Raw genomic sequence first — 22561 nt, forward strand, 5'->3', positions numbered from 1 at the left:
TGGGACAGCGACCGGGACGTCATGCGTCCTCCCGCAGCGCCGCCGCTATGGTGGCCCGCCCGATCGGGGCGGCGAGGGCGCCACCGGTGGCCGACAATCTGTCACCGCCGTCCTCCACCAGCACTGCCACGGCGACGCGGGGTGCCTGCGCGGGTGCGAACGCGATGTACCACGCATGCGGCGGGGTGTTGCGCGGATCCGGTCCGTGCTCCGCCGTGCCTGTCTTCGAAGCGATCTGCACGCCGGCAATGGCCCCCTTCTGCTGTGTCATTTGCTCGGCGCCGACCATCAAGTCCGTTAGTGTAGCCGCGACCTGGGGTGACACCGCCCGGCGCTCTTCGACCGGGGCCGTGCTGCTGATGTGGGACAGATCAGGTCCGCGAAGACTGTCGACCAGATAGGGCCGCATCATCACGCCGTCATTGGCGATGGTGGCCGCCACCATCGCATTCTGCAAGGGGGTCATCTTCACGTCCCGCTGCCCGATGCTGGACATACCCACCGCGGCGGCGTCCTCGAGCGGGCCCACGCCGGATTCGGCGACCTGCAACGGGATCGGCGGCAGCGGGGTGTCCAGGCCGAAGTTCTCCGCGGCGGCCCGCAGCGCGTCGGCGCCCAGGTCGATGCCCAGTTCGACGAATGCGGTGTTGCAGGACCTCGCGAACGCCTCGCGCAGCGACGCCGTCGGCCCGCCGCCGCAGGGCTGGCCGCCGTAGTTCTGCAGGGTGGCGGTGCTGTCGGGCAGCGGCACCCGCGCCGCGGCGGTTAGCTGGGTCTCCGGGGTCGCGCCGGCCTCCAGCGCCGCGGCCGTGGTGATCACCTTGAACGTCGAGCCCGGCGGGTAGGTCTGGGCGATGGACCGGTTGAGCATCGGCTCGTCCGGATCGTCGCGCAACCGCTGCCAGGCCGCGGTCTGGTCGTCGATGTTGTGGGTGGCCAGCTCGTTGGGGTCGTAGGACGGTGTGGACACCATCGCCAGGATCTTGCCGGTGGACGGTTCGACGGCGACCACCGAACCGGTGCACGGGCCCTCACAGCCCTCCTGCATGGCCTGCCAGGCGGCCTGCTGCACCCGGGTGTTGATGGTGGTGGCGACATTGCCGCCGCGCGGATCGCGGCCGGTGAAGAAGTCGGCCAGCCGGCGGCCGAACAGCCGCTGATCCGAACCGTTGAGCAGCGCGTCCTCGGCCCGCTCCAGGCCGCTGCTGGAGAACCGCAGCGAGTAGAACCCGGTGACCGGCGCGTACATCAGCGGTTCCGGGTAGACCCGCAGGAACCGGAACCGCCCGGGGGTGGACACCGAATAGGCCAGCAGCTCCCCGCCCGCGGTGATCTGACCGCGTTGCCGGGAGTACTCGTCGAGCAGCATGCGCTGGTTCCGCGGATCCGACCGCAGGCTGTCGGCGGTGAACACCTGGGTGAAGGTGGCGTTGGCCAACAGCAGCACGATCAGCGCCATGAACGCGATCGACAGGCGGCGCAGTGAGGTGTTCATACCTTCTCGATCACCTCGGTCTTGGCCGTCGCGATCGGTGTCGGGTTGGTCTTGCGGGTGTCCAGCGGCGACCGCGCGGCGTGTGAGATGCGCAGCAGGATGGCCAGCAGCAGGTAGTTGGCCAGCAGCGACGACCCACCGTAGGACATCCACGGGGTGGTCAGCCCGGTCAGCGGGATCAGCTTGGTCACCCCGCCGACGACGATGAACAGCTGCAGCGCCAGCGTGGACGCCAGCCCGGCGGCCAACAGCTTGCCGAAGCTGTCCCGCACCGCGATCGCGGTGCGCAGGCCGCGGATGATGACGATGGTGTAGAGCATCAGCACCGCGGCCAGCCCGACCAGGCCGAGCTCCTCACCGACGGCGGCGATGATGAAGTCGGTGGACGCCGCCGGCACCGTGCCCGGCTGACCGTTGCCGAGACCGGTGCCGAAGATGCCGCCGGTGGCGAAGCTGAACAGCGACTGCGCCATCTGGTAGCCGCCGCCGTCGAAGTCGGCGAACGGGTCCAGCCAGGTCTGCACCCGCAGCCGCACGTGGTCGAAGATGTGGTAGGCGACGAAGCTGCCGGCGGCGAACAACGCGAGGCCGATGACCACCCAGCTGAGCCGTTCGGTCGCGATGTAGACCAGCACCAGAAACGACGTGTACAGCAGCAGCGAGGTGCCCAGGTCCTTCTCGAACACCATCACCCCGACCGACAGGATCCACGCCGCCAGCAGCGGGGCCAGATCGCGGGGCCGCGGCAGATCCATGCCCAGGAAGTGTTTCCCGGCGCTGGTGAACAGGCTGCGTTTCTCCACCAGCACCGCGGCGAAGAACACCAGCAGCAGGATCTTGGAGAACTCGGCGGGCTGGATGGAGAAGCCCGGGAACTGGATCCAGATCTTGGCGCCGCCCTGCTCGGAGAATCGGCGCGGCAACACCGCCGGTATGGCCAGCAGGATCAGCCCGGTCGCCCCGCACAGGTAGCCGTAGCGGGACAGCAGCCGGTGATCCTTGAGGAACACCACGACCAGCGAGAAACCGATCACCGCGGCGAGCGTCCACAGGGTCTGCTGGGTGGCGCTGGGGCTCTCGACGGCCTGACCGGACAGTTCCCCGGCGGCCAGGTCCAGCCGGTGGATCATCACCAGTCCCAGCCCGTTGAGCAGGGCCACCACCGGCAGCAGCAGCGGATCGGCATAGGGCGCGAAGCGGCGTACCGCCAGATGCGCACCGCCGAACAGCGCCAGATAGGCGGCCCCGTACTGGATCAGATGCCAGCTGACGCCGCGTTCCTGGTTGGCCTCCACCAGCAGCAGGGCCACCATCGTGATCACCGCCGCGAACGCCAGCAGGAGAAGTTCGGCGTTGCGCCGCGTCGGTAACGGAGGGACCACCGTCACCGCTGCCTGGGGCTGCGTGGTCACGGCAGTTCCCGGCAGGTTGTGCCCGGCTCAGGAGGCGGCGGCGGAAGCGCGGTCACGGTCGGGGCCGGTGGCCGCGGCGGCCCCGGGGTCTCGGCGCCGGGTGTCTGGCCTTGAGGTGTCTGGCCGGCGGGCGTCCGGGCCTCCGGCGCCGGGCTGGGCGGCGCGGGCGAGATGGTGCGCGGTGTCTCGGGCGCCGGGTTGCCGCCGGTCTGCGGCGCCCGGGTCGGATCGTTGTGCTGGGTGGGCAGATGCGGTCGGGGTGCCGGGCTGGTTGTCGGCTGCGGCGCGGGGCACGGGGGCAGCACCGAGGTGCGGGCCAGCTCCTCGATCTGACCGATGGCGTCGTCCAGCGAGCCGCCGGGCAGCCCGGCCGACACCTGGGCCCGTTCGGACGGACGCATGTCATCGAGGTGCAGCAGCTTGCAGTTCAGGGTGTCGTCGGTCTGGTCGGGGCTGATGAGCGACAGCTGGTTGCGGGAGCTGATGCAGCCGACCAGATACGGCTCCTGCAGCGAGTAGCCCAGCACCGAACCCTGCACGCCCCGCATGATCGACACCGTGCCGTTGTCGGCGACGACGTAGAAGTTGTTGCGCACGATCTCGCGGGCCACCGCCAGGCTGGCCAGCACCGCCAGCACGATCAGTGTCGCGCCGATGACGATGCGGCGCCGCGACCGGGGTTTGGCGGGGGGTTCCTCGGCCGGCGGCAGGGCGCGTTTGACCTCGTTGCGTTTCGGGTTGAACGCCGAGGCGCGGCCGGCCGAGGTGTCGGGCGGCGCGTTCTGGTCGTCCTCACCGGAGACGGCGCCGGCCAGGATCGGTTGGGTCTGGCCGTATTCGTAGTCGACGACGTCGGCGACCACCACGGTGACGTTGTCCGGCCCGCCGCCGCGCAGCGCCAGCTCGATGAGCCGGTCGGCGGCGTCACCGGGATCGGGCAGCTTGAGCGCCTCCAGGATGGTGTCCTGGCTGACCGGGTCGGACAGCCCGTCCGAGCACAGCAGATAGCGGTCGCCGGCGCGGGCCTCGCGCATGATGAGCGTGGGCTCGACCTCGTGGCCGGTCAGCGCCCGCATGATCAGTGAGCGCTGCGGATGGCTGTGCGCCTCCTCGGCGGTGATGCGGCCCTCGTCCACGAGGGTCTGCACGAAGGTGTCGTCCTTGGTGATCTGGGTCAGCTCACCGTCGCGCAGCAGATAGCCACGGGAGTCGCCGATGTGCACCAGACCGAGCCGGTTCCCGGCGAACAGGATCGCGGTCAGGGTGGTGCCCATGCCCTCGAGTTCCGGGTCGGCCTGGATGTGCTCAGCGATCGCCGCGTTGCCCTCCTTGACGGCGGCCTCGAGTTTGCTGAGCAGGTCGCCGCCGGGTTCGTCGTCATCGAGGGGTGCGAGCGCGGCGATCACCAGCTGGGACGCCACCTCACCGGCGGCGTGGCCACCCATCCCGTCCGCGAGCGCGAGCAGGCGCGCTCCGGCGTAGACGGAGTCTTCGTTGTTCGCGCGCACCAGACCCCGGTCACTGCGCGCCGCATAGCGCAGGACGAGTGTCACGGGCGTAGCTCGATCACCGTCTTGCCGATGCGAACCGGCGTGCCAATCGGGACGCGTACCGCGGTAGTCACCTTCACCCTGTCCAGGTATGTGCCGTTGGTCGATCCTAGGTCTTCCACGTACCACTCTGACCCGCGTGGCGACAGTCGCGCATGGCGAGTCGAGGCGTAGTCGTCGGTGAGCACCAAGGTGGAGTCATCGGCGCGGCCGATCAGCACCGGTTGGCTGCCCAGCGGGATGCGGGTGCCGGCCAGCGCGCCCTCGACCACCACCAGTTGGCGCGCGACGTTGCGGCGTTGCCGGCTGGGCAGCAGCGAACCGCGCAGCGGCAGGCCGCGGCGCATCATCACAGCCCCGGTCGGCGCGTAGATGTCGGTGCGCAGGATCCGCAACACCGACCAGATGAACAGCCACAGCAGCAGCAGGAAGCCGACGCGGGTCAGCTGCAGAACTAACCCCTGCATCTGACGTCCTCTCCGTGCCCGGCCGGTTCTCGGTGCGCCGAAGTCATCGGCTCAGAGATCATCGGCAACGTCACGATACTTGGACAACGATCATCATGAGGGCCAAGCGTGCGGCTTCGCCCCCAATGTCGTGATCGGTGGGTCCTCAGTGCATGCGCACGATGATCTCGGAGTGACCAAGCCGGATCACATCGCCGTCGGCCAATTGCCATTCCTGCACCGGAGCGTTGTTCACGGTGGTGCCGTTGGTCGAATTCAGGTCCGACAGCAACGCGACCTGACCGTCCCAGCGGATCTCCAGATGCCGGCGCGACACCCCGGTGTCGGGCAGCCGGAACTGGGCGTCCTGACCGCGCCCGATCACATTGGCGCCCTCCCGCAGCTGATATGTGCGGCCGCTGCCGTCGTCGAGCTGCAGGGTGACGGTGGTGGGACGTCCGGTGGCCGGCGGCTGCTGGTAGTCCTGCCGACCGTAGCCGGCGTCCTGGCCGTAGCCCGCCCCGGCGTAGTCGTAGTCGCCGCGGCCGGGGTCGCCGTAGCCGGCGCCGTAACCACCGGCATCGCCGTAACCGCCGGCACCGTAGTCACCCTGACCGGGCTGCTGGCCGTAGTCCGGGCGGCCGTAGGGCTGGCCCCCGTAACCCTGGTCGCCGTAACCCTGATCCGGGTAGCCGCCGCCCTGGTCGCCGTAACCCTGATCCGGGTAGCCGCCGCCCTGGTCGGGGTAGCCGCCCTGATCCGGGTGGCCGGGCCGGCCGTAGTCGTCCGGACGGCCGCCGGGCGGGCGACCGTAGTCGTACTCCCCGGCGGGCGGCGCGCCGTAGCCGGGCTGACCACCGGGCGGTCCGTATCCCGGCGGGGGCTGGCGGTAGCCCTGGTCGTACCCGCCGCCGGGCGGCGGTCCGTATCCGGCCGGCGGGCGCTGCTCATACGACGGCGGATAACCGCCCTGGTCCGGGTAGCCACCCTGCTCGGGGTAGCCCCCCTGGTCCGGATAGCCGCCGCGCGGCGGGTAGCCGCCCTGGTCCGGGTAGCCGCCCTGCTGTTCGGGATAGCCGCCCTGCTGTTCGGGATAGCCGCCGCCGGGCTGTTCGGGGTAGCCGCCCCGGGGTGGGTAGCCACCCTGATCGGCCGGCGGGTACTGGCCGCGCGGATCGTCTGGGCGGCCGTAACGGTCGTCGTACTCGTCGTCGGCTGGCCGCCCCGGTCCCTGGCCGCCGCGGTAGCTCGGATTGTCGCTCATCGGTGGTACTCCTGGTTCTGCGGTGTACGCGCGGTCTTGTTGCGCTTGGGCGGGTTCGCCGGTAGTGGTGTCGGGGTTGACCAATCCGCGCGCGCGGAACTGTCCAGTGTGCAGATTGGAAGACTGTTCGAATCTAACGACCACATCACCATATGTTTGCCATCCCTGATCGTGGATGTATCCCTCCAGATGCTTGGCAAAAGTGGTCGACGTACGGTCCGGATCGGCACTGACCTTCCTGTAGTCGGACTCACTGAGGGTAATGACGTAGTCGTTCGGCGCCAAAATCCGGCCGCCGCCGACGTCCCGAGCGCCGGCCTGCGCTTCGCGGCGCAACCGGGCTTCCACCTCCTGGGGGACGATCGAGCCGCCGAAGACCCGCGCAAAGGCGTCGCCGACCGTCGCCTCGAGCTTGCGCTCGATCCGGTCCGCCAAACCCATACCCGATCCGCTCCCGCTCGACATGTAGGGATCCGGTTCTCCAGGATCCGATGATTCTGGTCAGCTTGCTATGCCGCCGCGTGTCGCCTGGCGGCGGTGGTTAACTGCATGGTATCGGGATCACCCGCCACAGTGGCACCAACAGAACTCTGAGAATCGCGTCCGGCCTGGTCAGAGGCATGTATCGGGGAAGACATGGGGGCCTGTTGAAGGCCGGCACGGCGACTCGGTAAGGTTTGAGGTACCGGATGAAGCGGTGATAAGCTCCTCCGGTTGTTGGGGCGAGTGGCGGAATGGCAGACGCGCTGGCTTCAGGTGCCAGTGTCCTTCGGGACGTGGGGGTTCAAGTCCCCCTTCGCCCACACCTGAGCGGTTCTTCGGACCGCACGAGGCCACGGTCTTCTCGGAGGGTCTTCTCGGAGCGAGACCTTCGACGGAGACCGTGGCTTTTTCTGTCGGATTCTGTCGGGTTCTGTCGGGTTCTGTCGCGCGCGTGCGTCGGGGCTTTCGAGTACTTCGACACTCAGCCGGTCAGTTCGTCGACGATGACCTCGGAGTCGTGGGTGTGGTCGCCGGTGTTGCGGCATTCGCCGAGGATCTGGATGTAGCCGCGGTCGGGGTAGTCGGGATTGGCGGCGACGATGGCCATCACCCCGCCCATGTGCAGGACGCGGCCGTGGGGCCGTTTACCCGGCGGCGGACCGTCGATCCAGCCGTCGTCGACCATCGCCGCCACGATCTGCTCCAGGTAGGCCTGCTTGTCCACGTCGGCGGGAAAGGTGAACCCCATCCCGACCCGCCCGCGGAACGGGGGCGCGATCTGATCGGTGCAGGAGGCGAACCGGAACGCCGCCCCGATGAGGTTCAGGCCCGCGGACCGGACGATCCGTTTCGCCGGTTCCACCACCTGGGCGCGGGTCTGTTCGTCGGTCATCTCCGGCCCCTCCAGGCCGGCGGCCGATCCGCCGGAGAACATTGCGCATCCTCCTAGTAGTAGCGCGGCGATCAGGACGGTGCTCAGCAGCCCGGTGCGGTGCCGGCGGTCAGTACTGGTGATTCTGGGTGACATGGTCGCGATCGCCTTCTGGGTCGTTGACGGCAGGGGTTCCGGGGATCCGGGTGTCCCAATCGGGTAGGTCGACTTCGCCGATGAACGGCAGATTCACCGTGTCCGGCAGTCCGATGTGCACCTGGCGCCGGCCCTCGGCGGTGTATCCGTTCTCCGCCAGGGTGGCGCCGTTGCCGTTGGCGATGTCGGTCATCGCGCGGAGCGACTCGCTGCCGACGCCGTAGTAGGCGGAGTGGTGGCCGAAACTCGGCCCGCTGCGCCCCGGCACCTCCGCGTCGAACCGCACCGAGCCGTAACCGTCGCCGGCCGGATCGGTGCCCAGCCCGGCCCGGGAGCCCAGCGGGTGGTCGAGAACGTGGTTGAGGATGTCGGGCACCGCGCCGCCCTGGCCCAGCCAGGTGACCGGGTCGCTCGACGCCGCCCCGACATAGACCTGGCCACCCTCGGGCAGGTTGAAATCCGCGGCGCTTCTCGCCAGATCCGTTCCGGGACTGCCGATCAGCACCGCGTTGTCGGCCTGCATACCGCTGCCCGCGAACGCGTCGGCCACCGTGGTCGAGCCGTAGGAGTGCCCGATCACGGTGACAGTCCGGTCTCCGCCCTCGTGGGTGACGCCGAGCCCGTTGACATCCGCGGCCAGCAGCTCGCCGCCGTCGCGTGCCAGCCACGGAGTCGCGATGCGCGGATCGAGCGGGCTGTCCGGCGCGTCGTAGCCCATCCAGGCGATCACCGACGCCGGCTTGCCGGGCTCACCCAACCGCATCTGGTCGTAGAGGTTGGTGGCGTTGTCGCCCTCCAGCCAGCCCTGGGCGACGCTGCTGCCGGTGCCGGGTACAACCACCGCGGTGTTCTCGGCCTCGTCCGGGTTGCCGATCGCCACCGCCGCCCTGCCCTGGCCGTTGAAGGCCAACGGATCGTAGGCCCACAACATGACGGGCCGGGTCTCCCCGGTGTCTGTCCCACCCATGGCGTCCAGGCCCTTTTGGGTCTGGACCGCGTTGCGGTAGCGGGTGGCGTCGGCGGCCGTCAGACCGTACGCGCCGGGATCGGCCAGCACCTCGTCGGGGGTCACCCCGTGGTGTTCGGTCGCATCCCGGACCCGGTCCAGATCATCCCGCAGGACCGCCTCATTGACCTGATGGCGCACCTCGGCCGGAATCCCGTTGAGATTCCCCAGCTCCGGCGGATGGTCGGCGATGAGCCGGCGCCGCTCCTCCTCGCTGAGCGAATCCCACCACTGTTTGACGTCCTCGGCGGGGGCGTCGGGCGGCGGGGGCCGGCGGGGGTCGCCGAGGGTGCCCGGCGGGCTCTCCGGTACCGGACCCTCCATCACGGCGGTCACGGCCGCCGCGGTCTCGGCGTCGATCTCGGCGAACAGCGCGAGCAGTTTCCTGAGGATCGCGGTCCACGCCGGCGCGAGGACCGCGAGAACCGCCGGAACCGGGGGCGCGGTGACGGTTCCGTCATCGGCGACCCGCCATCCGGCGGCGTCGGCGGCCTGCCCCCGCCAGAACTCCCGCAGGTGCGCGACGGCCCGGCGTTGGGTGGCCAGCACGACGTCCAGCGCCGAGATCTTGCCGCCCAATTCGGCTGCGGCGTCGACCAACTGATCGGGTCGGGAAGATTCCACGACCGATACCGTCATCGACACCCGCGACCTCCTCGGCTCCTTCGATCCTCGCACGGCCAAGGGGTCGGACCGGAACCGAATTTCGTCGCGGGCCGCCGTATCCGAGGGCGCTGGTCGATAGCCGCGGCGCCCGCTGGATCAGCGTGGGTCAGTAGCCGGGGGTGCTGACTTCCTCGAGCGTCTCGGCGGGACCGGACATCGGCGGCGGCGCGGGCATGGTCGGTTGGGCGACCCCGCCGATCGGGCCGGCCGGGTTGTCGACGGTGCCCCCGCACACCGAGCCGTGCACCCCGGGTGGGCAGCCGGGCGAGTTGGGCACCAGGCCCGGCAGGCAGTGTCCGGTGAACACGTCGAGGTCCTCACCGCCCGGGCAGACCGCGAGGGGCATGCCGGGTGCGCCGGTGAGCGCACCGGCCAGTGGCACCGCACCCGCGATCGCGAACGCACTCACTGCAACGATCCGGACTACCGTAGTTCGTAAAGTCGCCACCCGGTCAATCTAGCGCGGAACGCCCCGCTCAGCAGGACATGGGAGCGGCGCCGGTCGTCTCATCCGCGCAGGAACTGCCGCAGCCAGTCGAACCAGGCGTCCATCCCCTCCCCGGTGCGGGCGCTGACCGGCAGGATCCGCGCCGTCGGGTTCACCTCCCGGATGTGGGCGATGTAGCGGTCCACGTCGACGTCCAGGTACGGCACCAGGTCGATCTTGTTGAGCAGGACCACATCCACCGCCCGGAACATCACCGGGTACTTCAGCGGCTTGTCCTCGCCCTCGGCCACCGAGTACACCATCGCCTTGGCGTGCTCGCCGACGTCGAACTCCGCCGGGCAGACCAGATTGCCGACGTTCTCGATCACCACCAGCTCCAGGTGATCGAGGTCGAGGTCCTGCAGGGCGCGGTTGACCATCGGCGCGTCGAGGTGGCACTCGCCGCCGAACCCGTTGTTGGTGTTCAGCAGCGAGATCTGCGCCCCCCGCCCGCCGAGCTTGGCGGCGTCGAGGTCGGTGGCGATGTCTCCCTCGATGATGCCGATCGCGATCTGATTGGCGAGTTCGTCCAGGGTGGCCGCCAGCACGGTCGTCTTGCCGGACCCGGGTGAGCTCATCAGATTCAGCGCGCGGATCCCGTTCTCTTCGAATATCTTCCGGTTGATCGCGGCCCGGCTGTCATTCTCGGCGAAGATCGACTCGAGCACCTCGATCCGCTGGCCGCCGGTCTGATAGCCGCTGTGGTCACCATGGTCGTGCGGGTGCTCGTGTGCATGGTCGCCGTGTTCGTGGCTGTGTACGGTGCCGTCGTCGTGACGGTGGAAACGGCCCACGGTTCTTCACCTTTCCAATCAGACGTCAGGCCACCTCGAGGGAGGTCACCAGGAACTCATTGCCCCGGATCACCTCGACGTCGGGGCTCGAGCAGCGCGGGCAGCATATCGACCAGCGCGACTCTATCTGTGAATCCTCCTCGCACGAGCGGCATTTCACCGCTGCCGGGATGAACTCCAGCTCCAGCTCGGCGTCGGCCAGCTGTTCGTACTCGCGCACCAGCGTCCAGCAGAACTCCAGCGACTCCGGCACCACCTGCCGAAGTGCGCCGATCTGCACCCGGACCACGTTGACGCGCCGCCCCTCGGCGTGGGGTTTGACCACCCCGGCGATCGCCTGACAGAGAGACAACTCGTGCACACCCCCATGCTGCCCGCTCGGCGGGGTTTCCGGGCCGGATTGCGGGCCTACCGGCGCAGCGTCTCCGACGGTGTCTCGCCCCACCGTTTGCGGTACTCCACCGCGAAACTGCCCAGATGCTGGAAGCCCCAGCGCTGTGCCACCGCGGTCACGGTGACCCCGTCGGACGGGATCGCGTCGGTCAGCTCCTCGTGCACCCGCTGCAGCCGCCGTTCCCGCACGAACTCCATCGGCGTCAGCCCCAGCTCGTCGCGGAAATTCTGCTGAATCGACCGCACGCTGACGTGCACGGCCTTGGCCACCGACTCCACCGTGATGCGTTCGGCCAGATGCTCCTCGATGTAGTTCATCGCCGCGCGCACCACCGCCCGGCGCTGACCGGGCTGCGGCGGGGGCCGCAACAGCTCGTCGTAGTAGGTCGACGGCTGCAGCTGCAGCAGACTGCTCATCACCAGCTCCTCCACCGGGCCGATGCCCTGGCCGCGCTGCACCAGCGACCCGGGGTGGAACACCTCGGTGTGGATCAGCTGCACGGCGGTGTGCCAGCGCATCGCCGCCTCGGTGGTCATGTCGAACTCCGGATCGAACTCCAGGGGCCGCCGCAGCCGGCGCCCGAGCAGCCGGGTCAGGTGGGCGGCCATCGCCGCCTCCTCGATGCGGATCACCAGTTGCGGTGAGTCGTGCTCGAACGCGATCCGCAGCGGCCCGCGCGGGCTGGTCACCAGGGACCGCACCGGGGTGATCTGAAACTGCCGGCCGCGGTGGTGCACCTCGGCGGAACCGTTGAGCGGCATGTGCACCGCGAAGTAGGCGCCGAGCCGCGGGATGTCCAGCGCGCACGGGACATGCAGGTCGAGGTAGAGCATGCTGACGTTGCGCAGCCGCACCCCGTGGGCCGTCGCAGCGAACCCCGCCGAGTCGGGTGCGCCGACGGTCAGCGTCAACGGGGCCAGCACCTGCCCGGTCAGCCGGGCCGCCTCGGCCACGTCCTCGGTGTAGAAGATCTCGTTGTCGACGAGCGACGGCGGCACCCCGCGGGACCGGACCTTGCGCCGGACGGGATTGCTGGTGCGGCGCACATCGATGAAGCCGAGCCGGGTCAGTCGCGACATCCCTGCAGCAGAACCCCAGGATTGACGGATGCGTCAGCCAACGGAAAGGGTCTCCTAAGTTAGTTGCTTTGGCGGCGCAAGACCTACTGTCGGCGGCTGCGCGCCAACGAGTGGAAGTCTGCGCAATTCTGACAGCTCGTGCGCGAAAGCGATAGGCAGACACCTCACAGTGCGTTACATATGTGAATTACACCACTATCCGTCGCGGCCTTCTGACGATCGGAGGATGGATGTCAGCAAACGGGCAGGTGGCCACCGTCACGCCGGCCGACGACCTGCGGGCCCGGCTCGACGATCCGGCGGTCGCGGCCGCGCTGAACAACGTGCTCGACCACGCCGAACTGCTCGCCTTCCTGCTCGGCGGGTTGGACGGGATGCTCCGGCGCGGGGACGAGATCACCGAGTCGCTCGCCGGCGCGATCCACGAGATCCGCGACAGCGCGGCGGTCGACACCGTCCCGGGCATCGAGTCGCTCAAGAACGTCGACCTGCAGGCCCTGGCCGACAGCCTCACCACGCTGTCCGGCGCGCTGGTGAAGGCCACCCCGGCCATCAACACGCTGCTGTCCTCCCGCCTGACCGATCCGCAGGCCGTGGACGTGTTGGCGAATCTCGGTGAGGCACTGGTCGACAGCCGGGCGGCCGCCCGCTCCGACCCCGCCCCGACGACACTGCGCGGGTTGTGGCGGATGCGCAAGGACAAGGACGTGCTCCGCGGCCTGGGCTTCATGATGCAGGTCGCCCGCGAGTTCGGAAGGCGCATCGGCTCGGGCTGATCCACCCGCGCGACACCAGCCCCAGCCCAACTCAGCCCACGATTTTTCGCCGGCCACCCACGGCGGCGGCGCCGATCTCTTTGGAGAGGAGTTCAGATGGCTTCGGTTCTCTGGCTGCAGGGAGGTGCCTGTAGTGGCAACACGATGTCCTTCCTCAATGCCGACGAGCCCAACGTCGTCGACCTGATCGTCGACTTCGGGCTCGACATCCTCTGGCACCCCTCGCTGGGCATGGAACTCGGCGACAACGCCCAGAAAGTGTTCTGGGACTGCGTCAACGGGGAACGCCCACTGGACATCTTCGTCTTCGAAGGCACCGTCATCCGGGCCCCGAACGGCTCCGGCCGGATGGACATGTTCGCCGGCCGGCCGATGATGGACTGGGTCACCGACCTCGCCGGCGCCGCGCAGATCGTCGTCGGCATCGGCGACTGCGCGTCGTTCGGCGGAATCCCCGCCATGGCGCCGAACCCGTCGGACTCCACCGGCCTGCAATTCCACAAGCGGGAGAAGGGCGGCTTCCTGGGCGCCGACTTCCGCTCCAAGATGGGCCTGCCCGTCATCAACATCCCCGGCTGTCCGGCACATCCGGACTGGATCACCCAGATCCTGGTGGCGCTGGCCTCCGGCCGGGCCGGCGACATCACGCTCGATGAACTGCACCGGCCGGAGACCTTCTTCAAGACCTTCACCCAGACCGGGTGCACCCGGGTGCAGTTCTTCGAGTACAAGCAGTCGACCATGTCGTTCGGCGAGGGCACCCGAACCGGTTGCCTGTTCTACGAATTCGGCTGCCGCGGGCCGATGACCCATTCGCCGTGCAACCGGATCCTGTGGAACCGGCAGTCCTCCAAGACCCGCGCCGGGATGCCGTGCCTGGGCTGCACCGAACCGGAGTTCCCGCACTTCGACCTCGCCCCGGGCACATTGTTCAAGACCCAGAAGGTCAGCGGCACGATCCCCAAGGAGGTCCCGGAGGGCACCGACCACCTCACCTACATGGCGCACGCCGCCGCCGCGCGGATCGCCGCGCCGCAGTGGTCCAAGGAGGACATGTTCGTGGTCTGACCGCGTTCATCACCGTCAGCCCAATCACCGCACCGGTTCGTCGGAAGGACCAGAAGACAATGACCTCGCTCGATCTGTTCGTCAGCCCCCTGGGCCGGGTGGAGGGTGACCTCGACGTCAGGGTGACCATCGAGGACGGAGTCGTGACCTCGGCCTGGACCGAGGCGGCCATGTTCCGCGGCTTCGAGATCATCCTGCGCGGCAAGGACCCGCAGGCCGGCCTGGTGGTCTGCCCCCGCATCTGCGGCATCTGCGGCGGCAGCCACCTGTACAAGTCCGCCTACGCCCTCGACACCGCGTGGCGGACCCACATGCCGCCCAACGCGACCCTGATCCGCAACATCTGCCAGGCCTGCGAGACCCTGCAGTCCATCCCGCGCTACTTCTACGCGCTGTTCGCGATCGACCTGACCAACAAGAACTACGCGAAGTCCCCGCTGTACGACGAAGCGGTGCGCCGGTTCGCCCCGTACGTGGGCACCAGCTACCAGACCGGGGTGGTGCTGTCGGCCAAACCGGTCGAGGTGTACGCCATCTTCGGCGGTCAGTGGCCGCACTCGAGCTTCATGGTTCCCGGCGGGGTGATGTCCGCGCCCACCCTCGCCGACGTCACCCGGTCGATCGCGATCCTCGAGCACTGGAAGGACAACTGGCTCGAGAAGCAGTGGCTGGGCTGTTCGGTGGAACGCTGGCTGGAGAACAAGACCTGGGACGACGTGCTGGCGTGGGTGGACGAGAACGAGGCCCAGTACAACAGCGACTGCGGCTTCTTCATCCGCTACTGCCTCGACATCGGCCTGGACAAATACGGTCAGGGAGTCGGCAACTACCTGGCCACCGGCACCTACTTCGAACCGTCCCGGTACGAGAACCCGACGATCGAGGGCCGCAACGACGCGCTCATCGGCCGGTCGGGCATCTTCGCCGACGGCAAGTGGTACGAGTTCGACCAGTCCCGGGTCACCGAGGACGTCACCCACTCGTTCTTCCAGGGCGACCGGCCGCTGCACCCGTTCGAGGGGGAGACCATCCCGATCGACCCGGAAGTCGGCCGGGCGCAGGGCAAGTACAGCTGGGCGAAGTCGCCGCGCTACGACATCCCCGAGGTGGGCCGCATCCCGCTGGAAGCCGGCCCGCTGGCCCGCCGGATGGCCGCCGGCGGTCCGAACGCGCTCGAACACCAGGACAATGATCCGCTGTTCGTCGACATCTACAACAAGATCGGGCCGAGTGTGATGGTGCGGCAGTTGGCCCGCATGCACGAGGCGCCCAAGTACTACCAGTGGACCCGGGCGTGGCTCGATCAGCTCGACCTCAAGGAGAGCTTCTACACCAAGCCCGTCGAGCACGCCGAGGGCAGGGGTTTCGGCGCCACCGAGGCGGCCCGCGGCGCGCTGGCCGACTGGATCGTCATCGAGGACAGCAAGATCGCCAACTATCAGGTGATCACCCCGACGGCGTGGAACATCGGCCCGCGCGACGCCTCGGAAACCCTCGGACCGATCGAGAAGGCCCTGGTCGGGGCGCCCGTGGTGGACGCCGAGGACCCGGTCGAACTCGGCCATGTGGCCCGCAGCTTCGATTCCTGCCTGGTCTGCACGGTGCACGCCTACGATGGCAGGTCCGGACGGGAGCTTTCCAAGTTCGTCATCAACGGAATGGTGTGATCCCCACGTCTGCCGAAGCCGACATCGACATCGAACCGCCCGGCTGTGCGGTGCTGGTGGTGGGCTGCGGCAACCTGCTCCGCGGTGACGACGGGGTCGGGCCGATCCTGATCCGCCACCTGTGGGAACGGGGGGTCCCGGACGGCGCCCGCCTCGTCGACGGCGGCACCGCGGGCATGGACGTCGCCTTCCAGATGAAGGGTGCGCAGCGCGTCGTCATCGTCGACGCCGCGCTGACCGGTGCGGCGCCGGGCACGGTGTACCGGGTGCCCGGCGCCGAACTCGCCGAGCTGCCGCCGCTGCAGGGTCTGCACACCCACTCGTTCCGGTGGGACCACTCGATCGCCTTCGCCCGGTGGGCGCTCGGCGACGCCTGCCCGGACGACATCACCGTGTTCCTGATCGAAGCCGGCGGGGTGGAGCTGGGCGCGGAGCTCAGCGCACCGGTCGCCGCGGCGATGGAGGAGGTGATCGAGCTGATCGAGGCGGAGTTCCTGGCCGGGCTGCGTCCACGGCCCGACGGCCGGGCGAAGGTCGAATTCACCGCGGACGGGTATCTACGGCTGGACGCCACCCTGGCGGCCAGCCGGTTCCCGTCCGATGCGGTCGCCGCGGTCCGGCGCGACACCGAACTGTGGGTGCTGCCGCTGCGCGGCCCCCGCAGCGGCGGGTTGCTGCTCAAACAGCGCACCCCGGCCGGGGACCGGGCGGTGCTGGTACGGGAGGTGCTCAACGATGACATCCCGGTGGGGGTGCGCGAGGCGTTCTGGGACGACGGCCGCTCGGCGCTGCGCATCCCGTTGGGGTCACATGTGTGACCGGCATGAGCGACGAGCCGCCCGAGCGCCCGAAAACCGCTCCCCGAGCCCACAGTTCCCGCGACAATGCGCTCGATGTGCACACCGTCGTCAGCGCCGAACGTGGTCAGTGGGTGGTGGAGATCGTGGTGATCTTCGCCGACGGCGTGGTGCGCAAACGGATCAGCACCTACCACACCCGGGCGCAGGCGGAGCTGGCGGCCCGGCTGATCAAACGCGGTGCGGAACGGGAGATATGAGCCATGTCTGAGGTCTTGACCACCCCGTCGGCCCGGCAGACCCGGGTGCGGGCCGTGCGGCCGCAGCCGCTGGGGGCGTTTCCGCTGCCGCTCGGCTACCTGTTGATCCCGGCCGGGCCGGATTGCGAACAGGCGCGTGTCGATCTGCTCGCCGGACGGCTCCCGGCGTGCTGGCCGGCCCGGCTGCGGGCCCATGAACTCGCCCTGGCCGGCGACCGCGACGGGGCGCTGACCGCGCTCACCGAACTGCTCGACGCCGACCCGGGTGACGTGGTCGCCCGCTACAACCGGTTCGTGCTCGACCCGGACAGCGCCGAACCGGCCGAGTTGCGCGCCGCGCTGGGCGAGTTCGGGGTGCTCGTCGATCTGGTGTCGTTCGTCGTCGGCCGCACCGACACCGCACCCGACGCCGCCGGCGCCGATGCCGAACTGGCGGCGGTGGTGCTGGCCGCGCAGGCCAGTGCCGCGCTGGACGGTGGGGATCCCGCTGCCGCGATCGGGTTGCTGGACCGTGCGGCCGAGGCGGCCGCACCGGTGTCGGCCCCGCTGCAGGGGGTGCTGTTGTCCGCGGCCGGTGCCATCTGCCGCGACACGGGCGGCCCGGGCGGGCAGCAGCGGCTGGAACAGGCGGTGCGCTGTCTGACCGACGCCGACGGGCTGCGGGTGGCCCGGGCGGAGGTGCATCTGACGCTGGCCGGGCTGCTGCACGAGCAGGCCGCCGGACGGCCGGAACTGCTGGCGCGGGCCGTCCCCCACTACCACTCGGTGCTGCAGCTGGTGCGGCGCGAGGACGCGCCGGTGCTGTGGGCGACCGCGCACGCCGACCTGGCCGCCGCCTACCTGACGATGCCGATGGTGGAGGCGTCGGGTCAGCTGCGGTTCGGTGTCGCCGCCCAGTCGCTGCGTTCGGCGCTGACCGTGTTCACCCGCGAGGATCACCCGCAACGGTGGGCCGGCACCCAGCTGAACCTGGCCAACTCGCTGATCTACACCCCGTCGAAGCATCACGCCGACAACCTCGTCGAGGCGGTGGAGCTGTACGAGGGGGTGCTGGAGATGCGCGACCGGAACACCGATCCGGTGGGCCGGGCCCGGGTGCTGGCCAACCAGGGCAATGCGCTGGCGCATCTGGGTGTGTTCGACCGGGCCCGGGCCAAGCTCTACGAGGCGCGGTTCCTGTTCGAGGAGGCCGGTGACGAGGAGTCGGTGCGCGCGGTCCGCGGCGTCCTCGACGAGATCTCCCGGCAGCTGGCCGTCAGACGCACCGACACCGAATCCGACTCGAGCCCGTCGTCCGACTGAGAGGAGCGGAGATGTCGACCACCACGGCGGCCGCCTCGCCGGCCGGCGCCGCACCCGACGCCGCCGCGGATGCGGGTGCGCGGGAGTTCGAGGCGCTGGCCGAACGGGTGGACAAGGCGATCGCCGCACTGGCGGAACTGGACGAGCGGTCGCGGAAGGTGGCCGACGAGGTCCGGGCCGCGATCGAGGAGGTGCACCGGGTCGGGCTGACCACGATCGTGCGGCGGATGCGCGCCGACGAGGGCGCCAAACAGGTGCTGTTCGAGCTCGTCGACGACCCGGTGGTGCGCATGCTGCTCAGCCTGCACGGCATCATCCGGCCCGATCCGGTGACCCAGGCGCACCGGGCGCTGGAGGCGGTCCGGCCGCAACTGCACAGCCACGGCGGCGACGTCACCCTGGTCCGGGTCGAGGACGGCGTGGCCCAGGTGCGGCTGGAGGGCGCCTGCAACGGCTGCTCGATGTCGGCGGTGACGTTGCGCGATCTGGTGACGGGCACGCTGACCGAGCAGGTGCCGGCGATCACCCGGGTGGAGGTGCTGCCCAACGAACCCTCCCCCACCCTGATCCCGGTGGAGGCGTTGCGGATCGGCCTCGATCTGCGCGACGACGGATGGGTCGGCGCCGGACCGGCCGCCGACATCGCCGAGGGGACCCTGGCGGTGCGGCAGCTGAGGACGGGCTCCGGTGACCGGGTCGGGGTGATCATCGTCAACGTCGATCAACGGTTCGCGGTGTACCGCAACGAATGCGCGCATGAGGGCCTGCCGTTGGACAACGCGGTGCTGGACACCGCCGACGGCACGCTCACCTGCCCCTGGCACGGGTTCTGCTACGACGCCGCATCCGGTGAATGCCTCAGCGCGCCGGGAGCGCAACTCGAACAGCTGCCGTTGCGGATCGATCGCGGTGAACTCTGGGTGCGGGTCGGGCCATGACCGGCTACACCGTCGTCCGCACCTCCCTTCGGCCCCCGGCCGGCCACCCCGCGCCGCCGACCGCGGATCTCACCGGGGGCTGGACGCCCGAGGTGTGGCTGGGCGCGCCCGCGCCGGGCGGTCTGGCGTTGCCGCCGGCGCACCCGTCGATGGCGTGGATGTACTCGCCGCGGGGGGTGTACCTGGGCGACCGGCACCTGGTGGTGGCCGATTCGGGCAATCACCGGGTGCTGATCTGGCACGGCCTACCCGACCGCGATGAGCAGCCGGCCCACGTCGTGCTCGGTCAGCCCGACGGCGTCAGCGAGGGCCGGGCCGCCGGCGGGCGCGGACCCCAACGCGGCATGCACCTGCCCACCGGGGTGCTGGTGCACGACGGCCGGCTGATCGTCGCCGACGCCTGGCACCACCGGATCCTGGTCTGGGACACGGTGCCGCAGCGCGACGACGTCGCCCCGGATGTGGTTCTGGGACAACCGGATTCCAGCTCGGTCGCGCCGAATCAGGGCGGTGGGTGCACAGCGTCGACGTTCTACTGGCCGTACGGGATCGCGGTCACCGGCTCGACGTTCTGGGTGGCCGACACCGGCAACCGCCGGGTCCTGGGCTGGACCGGCGGCATTCCCGACCCGGGCCGGCCGGCCGACATCGTGCTGGGCCAACCGGACGCCACCCAGCGTGCCGAGAACCGCGGCGGCACCGCGGGTCCGGCGAGTTTCCGCTGGCCGCACGCCCTGACCGGACGCGCCGATCTGCTGCTGGTGGCCGACGCCGGCAACCACCGGGTGCTCGGGTGGTCGCCGCAACCGGCCGGCGACCGGCCGGCCGGCCTGCTGCTCGGTCAGCCGGATTTCGGCACCTGTCAGGAGTGGCCGTACGGGCCGCAGTCGGCGGACCGGTTCCGGTTCCCCTACGCGATCGCCCTCGACGGCACGGACGGGACGGAGCGGCTCGCGGTCGCCGACACCGCCAACAACCGGGTGCTGCTGTGGGATGGGCTGCCCGCCGACGGCCGGGGCGCCGACCATGTGCTGGGCCAACCGGATTTCACCGCCAACGGGGAGAACCGGTGGTCGTCGGTGCAGCGGGACACCATGTGCTGGCCGTACGGCATCTCGTTGCGAGAAGACCGGTTGGCGGTCGCGGATTCCGGCAACAACAGGGTCATCGTCTGGCGGCGGTCGTGATGGAGTCCCCGGTTCCCATGGAGTCGCCGGCGCCGGTGACGGCGGCGGCCCACCCCCGCCCGGCCGGTGAGCGGCGCCGGCGCCTGACCGTCACCGGTGTGGTGCAGGGTGTCGGATTCCGCCCGTTCGTGCACCGGCTGGCCACCGAACTGAACCTGACCGGGTTCGTCGGCAACGACTCCGGATCGGTGTTCATCGAGGTGCAGGGCCCCGCCGGGGCGCTGGATCGGTTCGCCGCGCGGCTGCGCAGCGACGCCCCGCCGCTGGCCACCGTGCGCGAGGTCGTCGCCACCGAGATCCCCACCGTCCCGGCGGACCCGGCCGGCGGGGAGCCGACGGCGCCGGCGGCGTTCCATATCGTCGACAGCCACACCGCCGACGCCGCCGCCACCCCGGTCCCACCCGACGTCGCGATCTGCGACAACTGCGTGGCCGAACTGTTCGACCCCGCCGACCGGCGGTACCGGCACCCGTTCATCACCTGCACCGACTGCGGGCCCCGGTTCACCATCATCAAGGCGCTGCCCTACGACCGGCCGGCCACCACCATGGCCGATTTCCCCATGTGCGACCGGTGCGCCGAGGAGTACCACGACCCCACCGACCGGCGGTTCCACGCCCAGCCGATCTCCTGCCCGGACTGCGGGCCGCGGCTGGGGTTCCGCCGCGGCGACCAGCCGGTGCCCGACACCCACCACACCGACGCGGCGATCAGCGCCGCCCAGGGGGCGCTGGCCGAGGGCGCGGTGGTGGCGGTCAAGGGTATCGGCGGCTACCACCTGGCCTGCCGCGCCGACGACGAGGACGTGGTCAGGGCGCTGCGCAGCCGCAAACACCGCGGCGGCAAACCGTTCGCGGTCATGGTGCGGGATCTCGACACCGCCCGCCGCTACGCCGAGATCGATGACGACGAAGCGGCGGTGCTGACCAGCCGGGCCCGGCCGATCGTGCTGGTCCGGCGGCGGGCCGGGGCGCCGGTCGCCGCGGCGGTGGCGCCGGGCAGCCCGTGGCTGGGGTTGCTGCTGCCCTATTCACCGATCCACCACCTGCTGTTCGCGCCGGTGCCCGGCTCCGACCGGCCCGCACCGGAGGCGTTGGTGATGACCAGCGCCAACCTGTCCGACGAACCGATCTGCTACACCGAGCGGGACGCCGCCGAACGGCTCGGCGCGCTGGCCGACGCGGTGCTCGACCATGACCGGCCCATCCACATCCCGTGTGACGACTCGGTGGTGCGGGTGGTCGACGGGCGGGAGCTGCCGATCCGCCGGTCGCGCGGGTACGCGCCGCTGCCCGTCGACATCGCGGCGGCCACCGACGGGACCGCCGCTCCCCCGGTGCTGGCGGTCGGCGGTGAACTGAAGAACACGTTCTGCCTGACCGACGGCGGGCTGGCGTACTGTTCGGCGCACGTCGGCGACATGGGGAGCTGGGAGACGTTGCGCGCGTTCGAGCGGGCGGTGGGCCAGATGACCCGGCTGCGGCAGCAGCCCGTCCGGCTGGCCGCCGATATGCACCCGGGCTATCTGACCCGGGAGTGGGCCGAACGCCAGGCCGGCGGCCGGCCGCTGGATCTGGTCCAGCACCACCACGCCCACCTGGTCTCGCTGCTCGCCGAACACGGCCGCCTCGGTGAACCCGCGGTCGGCGTCGTGTTCGACGGCACGGGCTACGGCACCGACGGCACCGTGTGGGGCGGTGAGATCCTGGCGGTGGGCGCCCGCAGCCACCGGTTCACCCGGGTCGGCCGGCTGGCGACGGTGCCGCTGCCCGGCGGGGACGCCGCGGTGCGCAATCCGTGCCGGATGGCGCTGGCGCACCTGTGGGCGGCCGGCATCGACTGGGAGCCGGATCTGGCGCCGGTGGCGGCGTCGAGCGAGGCCGAGTTGCGGCTGCTGCGCTCCCAGCTCGACAGCGACGTCGGATGTGTGCCGTGCAGCAGCATGGGCCGGCTGTTCGACGCGGTCGCCTCGCTGCTCGACGTCCGGCACCGCATCGATTACGAAGGGCAGGCCGCCATCGAGTTGGAGGTGCTGGCCACCGACGCCGCCGACGCCGCCGAGCATGACCCCGACACCGGGCTGAGGTTGCCGGTCACCGGCGACGGCGTGCTCGACCCGGCGCCGCTGATGCGGGCGCTGGTGGCCGCGCTGCGGTCCGGAACCGGGCGCCGCGTGACGGTGCCCGCCCTGGCGGCCGCCTTCCACCGGGCGGTGGCCGACGCGGTCGCCGAGGTGGTCGAGCGTGTCGCCGGCCCGGTCCGACTGGTCGGGCTGACCGGCGGGGTCTTCCAGAACGTGCTGCTGCTGCGGGCCTGCCGGGAACGGCTGCGGCAGCGGGGTTTCAGGGTCCTGACGCACCGCACCGTCCCGCCCAACGACGGTGGTCTGGCGTTGGGGCAGGCGGTGGTGTCGGTGCTGACGGCGGCCGACCCACGAACGGACACGGTGGAGGAGGGCTGAG

Annotated in this window: 20 protein-coding genes and 1 tRNA gene; 10 read left to right on the forward strand and 11 right to left on the reverse strand. The window is 70.2% G+C overall.

Annotated elements, in window-relative coordinates; translation table 11 throughout:
• Positions 1–19: 19 nt before the first annotated feature.
• The 5 genes from pbpA to CKW28_RS00115 all read right to left on the reverse strand — a co-directional run bounded on the left by pbpA (position 20) and on the right by CKW28_RS00115 (position 6608).
• On the reverse strand, positions 20–1495 hold the full coding sequence (gene pbpA / locus CKW28_RS00095; RefSeq protein WP_003925655.1) for a D,D-transpeptidase PbpA: 1476 nt from the start codon (positions 1493–1495) through the stop codon (positions 20–22).
• A complete protein-coding gene (locus CKW28_RS00100) occupies positions 1492–2907 on the reverse strand; it encodes a peptidoglycan glycosyltransferase RodA (protein WP_040546990.1) in 1416 nt (471 codons plus the stop codon). The genes pbpA and CKW28_RS00100 overlap by 4 nt, the downstream gene beginning before the upstream one ends.
• On the reverse strand, positions 2904–4460 hold the full coding sequence (locus tag CKW28_RS00105) for a PP2C family protein-serine/threonine phosphatase (protein WP_003925657.1): 1557 nt from the start codon (positions 4458–4460) through the stop codon (positions 2904–2906). The genes CKW28_RS00100 and CKW28_RS00105 overlap by 4 nt, the downstream gene beginning before the upstream one ends.
• The gene (locus tag CKW28_RS00110) at positions 4457–4924 is read right to left on the reverse strand and encodes an FHA domain-containing protein FhaB/FipA (RefSeq protein WP_003925658.1); all 468 of its coding nucleotides are present in this window, start codon (positions 4922–4924) and stop codon (positions 4457–4459) included. The genes CKW28_RS00105 and CKW28_RS00110 overlap by 4 nt, the downstream gene beginning before the upstream one ends.
• A gap of 145 nt (positions 4925–5069) precedes the next feature.
• Positions 5070–6608 (reverse strand): FHA domain-containing protein, encoded by a 1539-nt coding sequence (locus CKW28_RS00115; protein WP_095176395.1) that lies wholly within the window; start codon positions 6606–6608, stop codon positions 5070–5072.
• Positions 6609–6887: 279 nt separating this feature from the next.
• On the opposite strand from CKW28_RS00115, the gene CKW28_RS00120 reads away from it, so the two are divergent.
• Positions 6888–6970, forward strand: a tRNA-Leu gene (locus CKW28_RS00120).
• Positions 6971–7131: 161 nt separating this feature from the next.
• Here the strand turns inward: CKW28_RS00120 and CKW28_RS00125 are convergent.
• From CKW28_RS00125 to CKW28_RS00150, 6 genes are all read right to left on the reverse strand, one after another.
• On the reverse strand, positions 7132–7677 hold the full coding sequence (locus tag CKW28_RS00125) for a lipoprotein LppJ family protein (RefSeq protein WP_040546992.1): 546 nt from the start codon (positions 7675–7677) through the stop codon (positions 7132–7134).
• Positions 7652–9322, reverse strand: a complete 1671-nt coding sequence (locus tag CKW28_RS00130) for an alpha/beta hydrolase (RefSeq protein WP_234784942.1) — start codon at positions 9320–9322, stop codon at positions 7652–7654. Before CKW28_RS00130 ends, CKW28_RS00125 begins: the two co-directional genes overlap by 26 nt.
• A gap of 133 nt (positions 9323–9455) precedes the next feature.
• On the reverse strand, positions 9456–9758 hold the full coding sequence (locus CKW28_RS00135) for a hypothetical protein (RefSeq protein WP_003925662.1): 303 nt from the start codon (positions 9756–9758) through the stop codon (positions 9456–9458).
• Positions 9759–9856: 98 nt separating this feature from the next.
• The gene (gene hypB, locus CKW28_RS00140; RefSeq protein ID WP_003925663.1) at positions 9857–10630 is read right to left on the reverse strand and encodes a hydrogenase nickel incorporation protein HypB; all 774 of its coding nucleotides are present in this window, start codon (positions 10628–10630) and stop codon (positions 9857–9859) included.
• 25 nt (positions 10631–10655) lie between these two features.
• A complete protein-coding gene (locus tag CKW28_RS00145; RefSeq protein ID WP_003925664.1) occupies positions 10656–10991 on the reverse strand; it encodes a hydrogenase maturation nickel metallochaperone HypA in 336 nt (111 codons plus the stop codon).
• Between the two features lie 47 nt (positions 10992–11038).
• Complete coding sequence (locus CKW28_RS00150) at positions 11039–12103, reverse strand: AraC family transcriptional regulator (protein ID WP_003925665.1); 1065 nt, start codon at positions 12101–12103, stop codon at positions 11039–11041.
• Positions 12104–12333: 230 nt separating this feature from the next.
• Here CKW28_RS00150 and CKW28_RS00155 point away from each other — a divergent pair, with 230 nt between their 5' ends.
• From CKW28_RS00155 to hypF, 9 genes are all read left to right on the forward strand, one after another.
• A complete protein-coding gene (locus tag CKW28_RS00155; protein WP_040546998.1) occupies positions 12334–12879 on the forward strand; it encodes a DUF1641 domain-containing protein in 546 nt (181 codons plus the stop codon).
• Between the two features lie 96 nt (positions 12880–12975).
• A complete protein-coding gene (locus CKW28_RS00160) occupies positions 12976–13947 on the forward strand; it encodes an NADH-quinone oxidoreductase subunit B family protein (protein ID WP_003925667.1) in 972 nt (323 codons plus the stop codon).
• Positions 13948–14006: 59 nt separating this feature from the next.
• The gene (locus CKW28_RS00165) at positions 14007–15614 is read left to right on the forward strand and encodes a nickel-dependent hydrogenase large subunit (RefSeq protein ID WP_003925668.1); all 1608 of its coding nucleotides are present in this window, start codon (positions 14007–14009) and stop codon (positions 15612–15614) included.
• Positions 15611–16432: a hydrogenase maturation protease gene (locus CKW28_RS00170; RefSeq protein ID WP_003925669.1), complete on the forward strand. Its 822-nt coding sequence runs from the start codon at positions 15611–15613 to the stop codon at positions 16430–16432. Before CKW28_RS00165 ends, CKW28_RS00170 begins: the two co-directional genes overlap by 4 nt.
• 5 nt (positions 16433–16437) lie before the next feature.
• Positions 16438–16671 (forward strand): hypothetical protein, encoded by a 234-nt coding sequence (locus CKW28_RS00175; protein WP_040547467.1) that lies wholly within the window; start codon positions 16438–16440, stop codon positions 16669–16671.
• A 3-nt stretch (positions 16672–16674) separates the two neighbouring features.
• Complete coding sequence (locus CKW28_RS00180; RefSeq protein ID WP_003925671.1) at positions 16675–17973, forward strand: hypothetical protein; 1299 nt, start codon at positions 16675–16677, stop codon at positions 17971–17973.
• An 11-nt stretch (positions 17974–17984) separates the two neighbouring features.
• On the forward strand, positions 17985–18911 hold the full coding sequence (locus CKW28_RS00185) for a NifU family protein (protein ID WP_003925672.1): 927 nt from the start codon (positions 17985–17987) through the stop codon (positions 18909–18911).
• Positions 18908–20098 (forward strand): NHL repeat-containing protein, encoded by a 1191-nt coding sequence (locus CKW28_RS00190; protein ID WP_003925673.1) that lies wholly within the window; start codon positions 18908–18910, stop codon positions 20096–20098. Before CKW28_RS00185 ends, CKW28_RS00190 begins: the two co-directional genes overlap by 4 nt.
• Positions 20099–20115: 17 nt before the next feature.
• Complete coding sequence (gene hypF / locus CKW28_RS00195; protein WP_003925674.1) at positions 20116–22560, forward strand: carbamoyltransferase HypF; 2445 nt, start codon at positions 20116–20118, stop codon at positions 22558–22560.
• Position 22561 lies beyond the last annotated feature (1 nt).

This window comes from Mycolicibacterium thermoresistibile (genome assembly GCF_900187065.1).
Taxonomy (GTDB): domain Bacteria; phylum Actinomycetota; class Actinomycetes; order Mycobacteriales; family Mycobacteriaceae; genus Mycobacterium; species Mycobacterium thermoresistibile.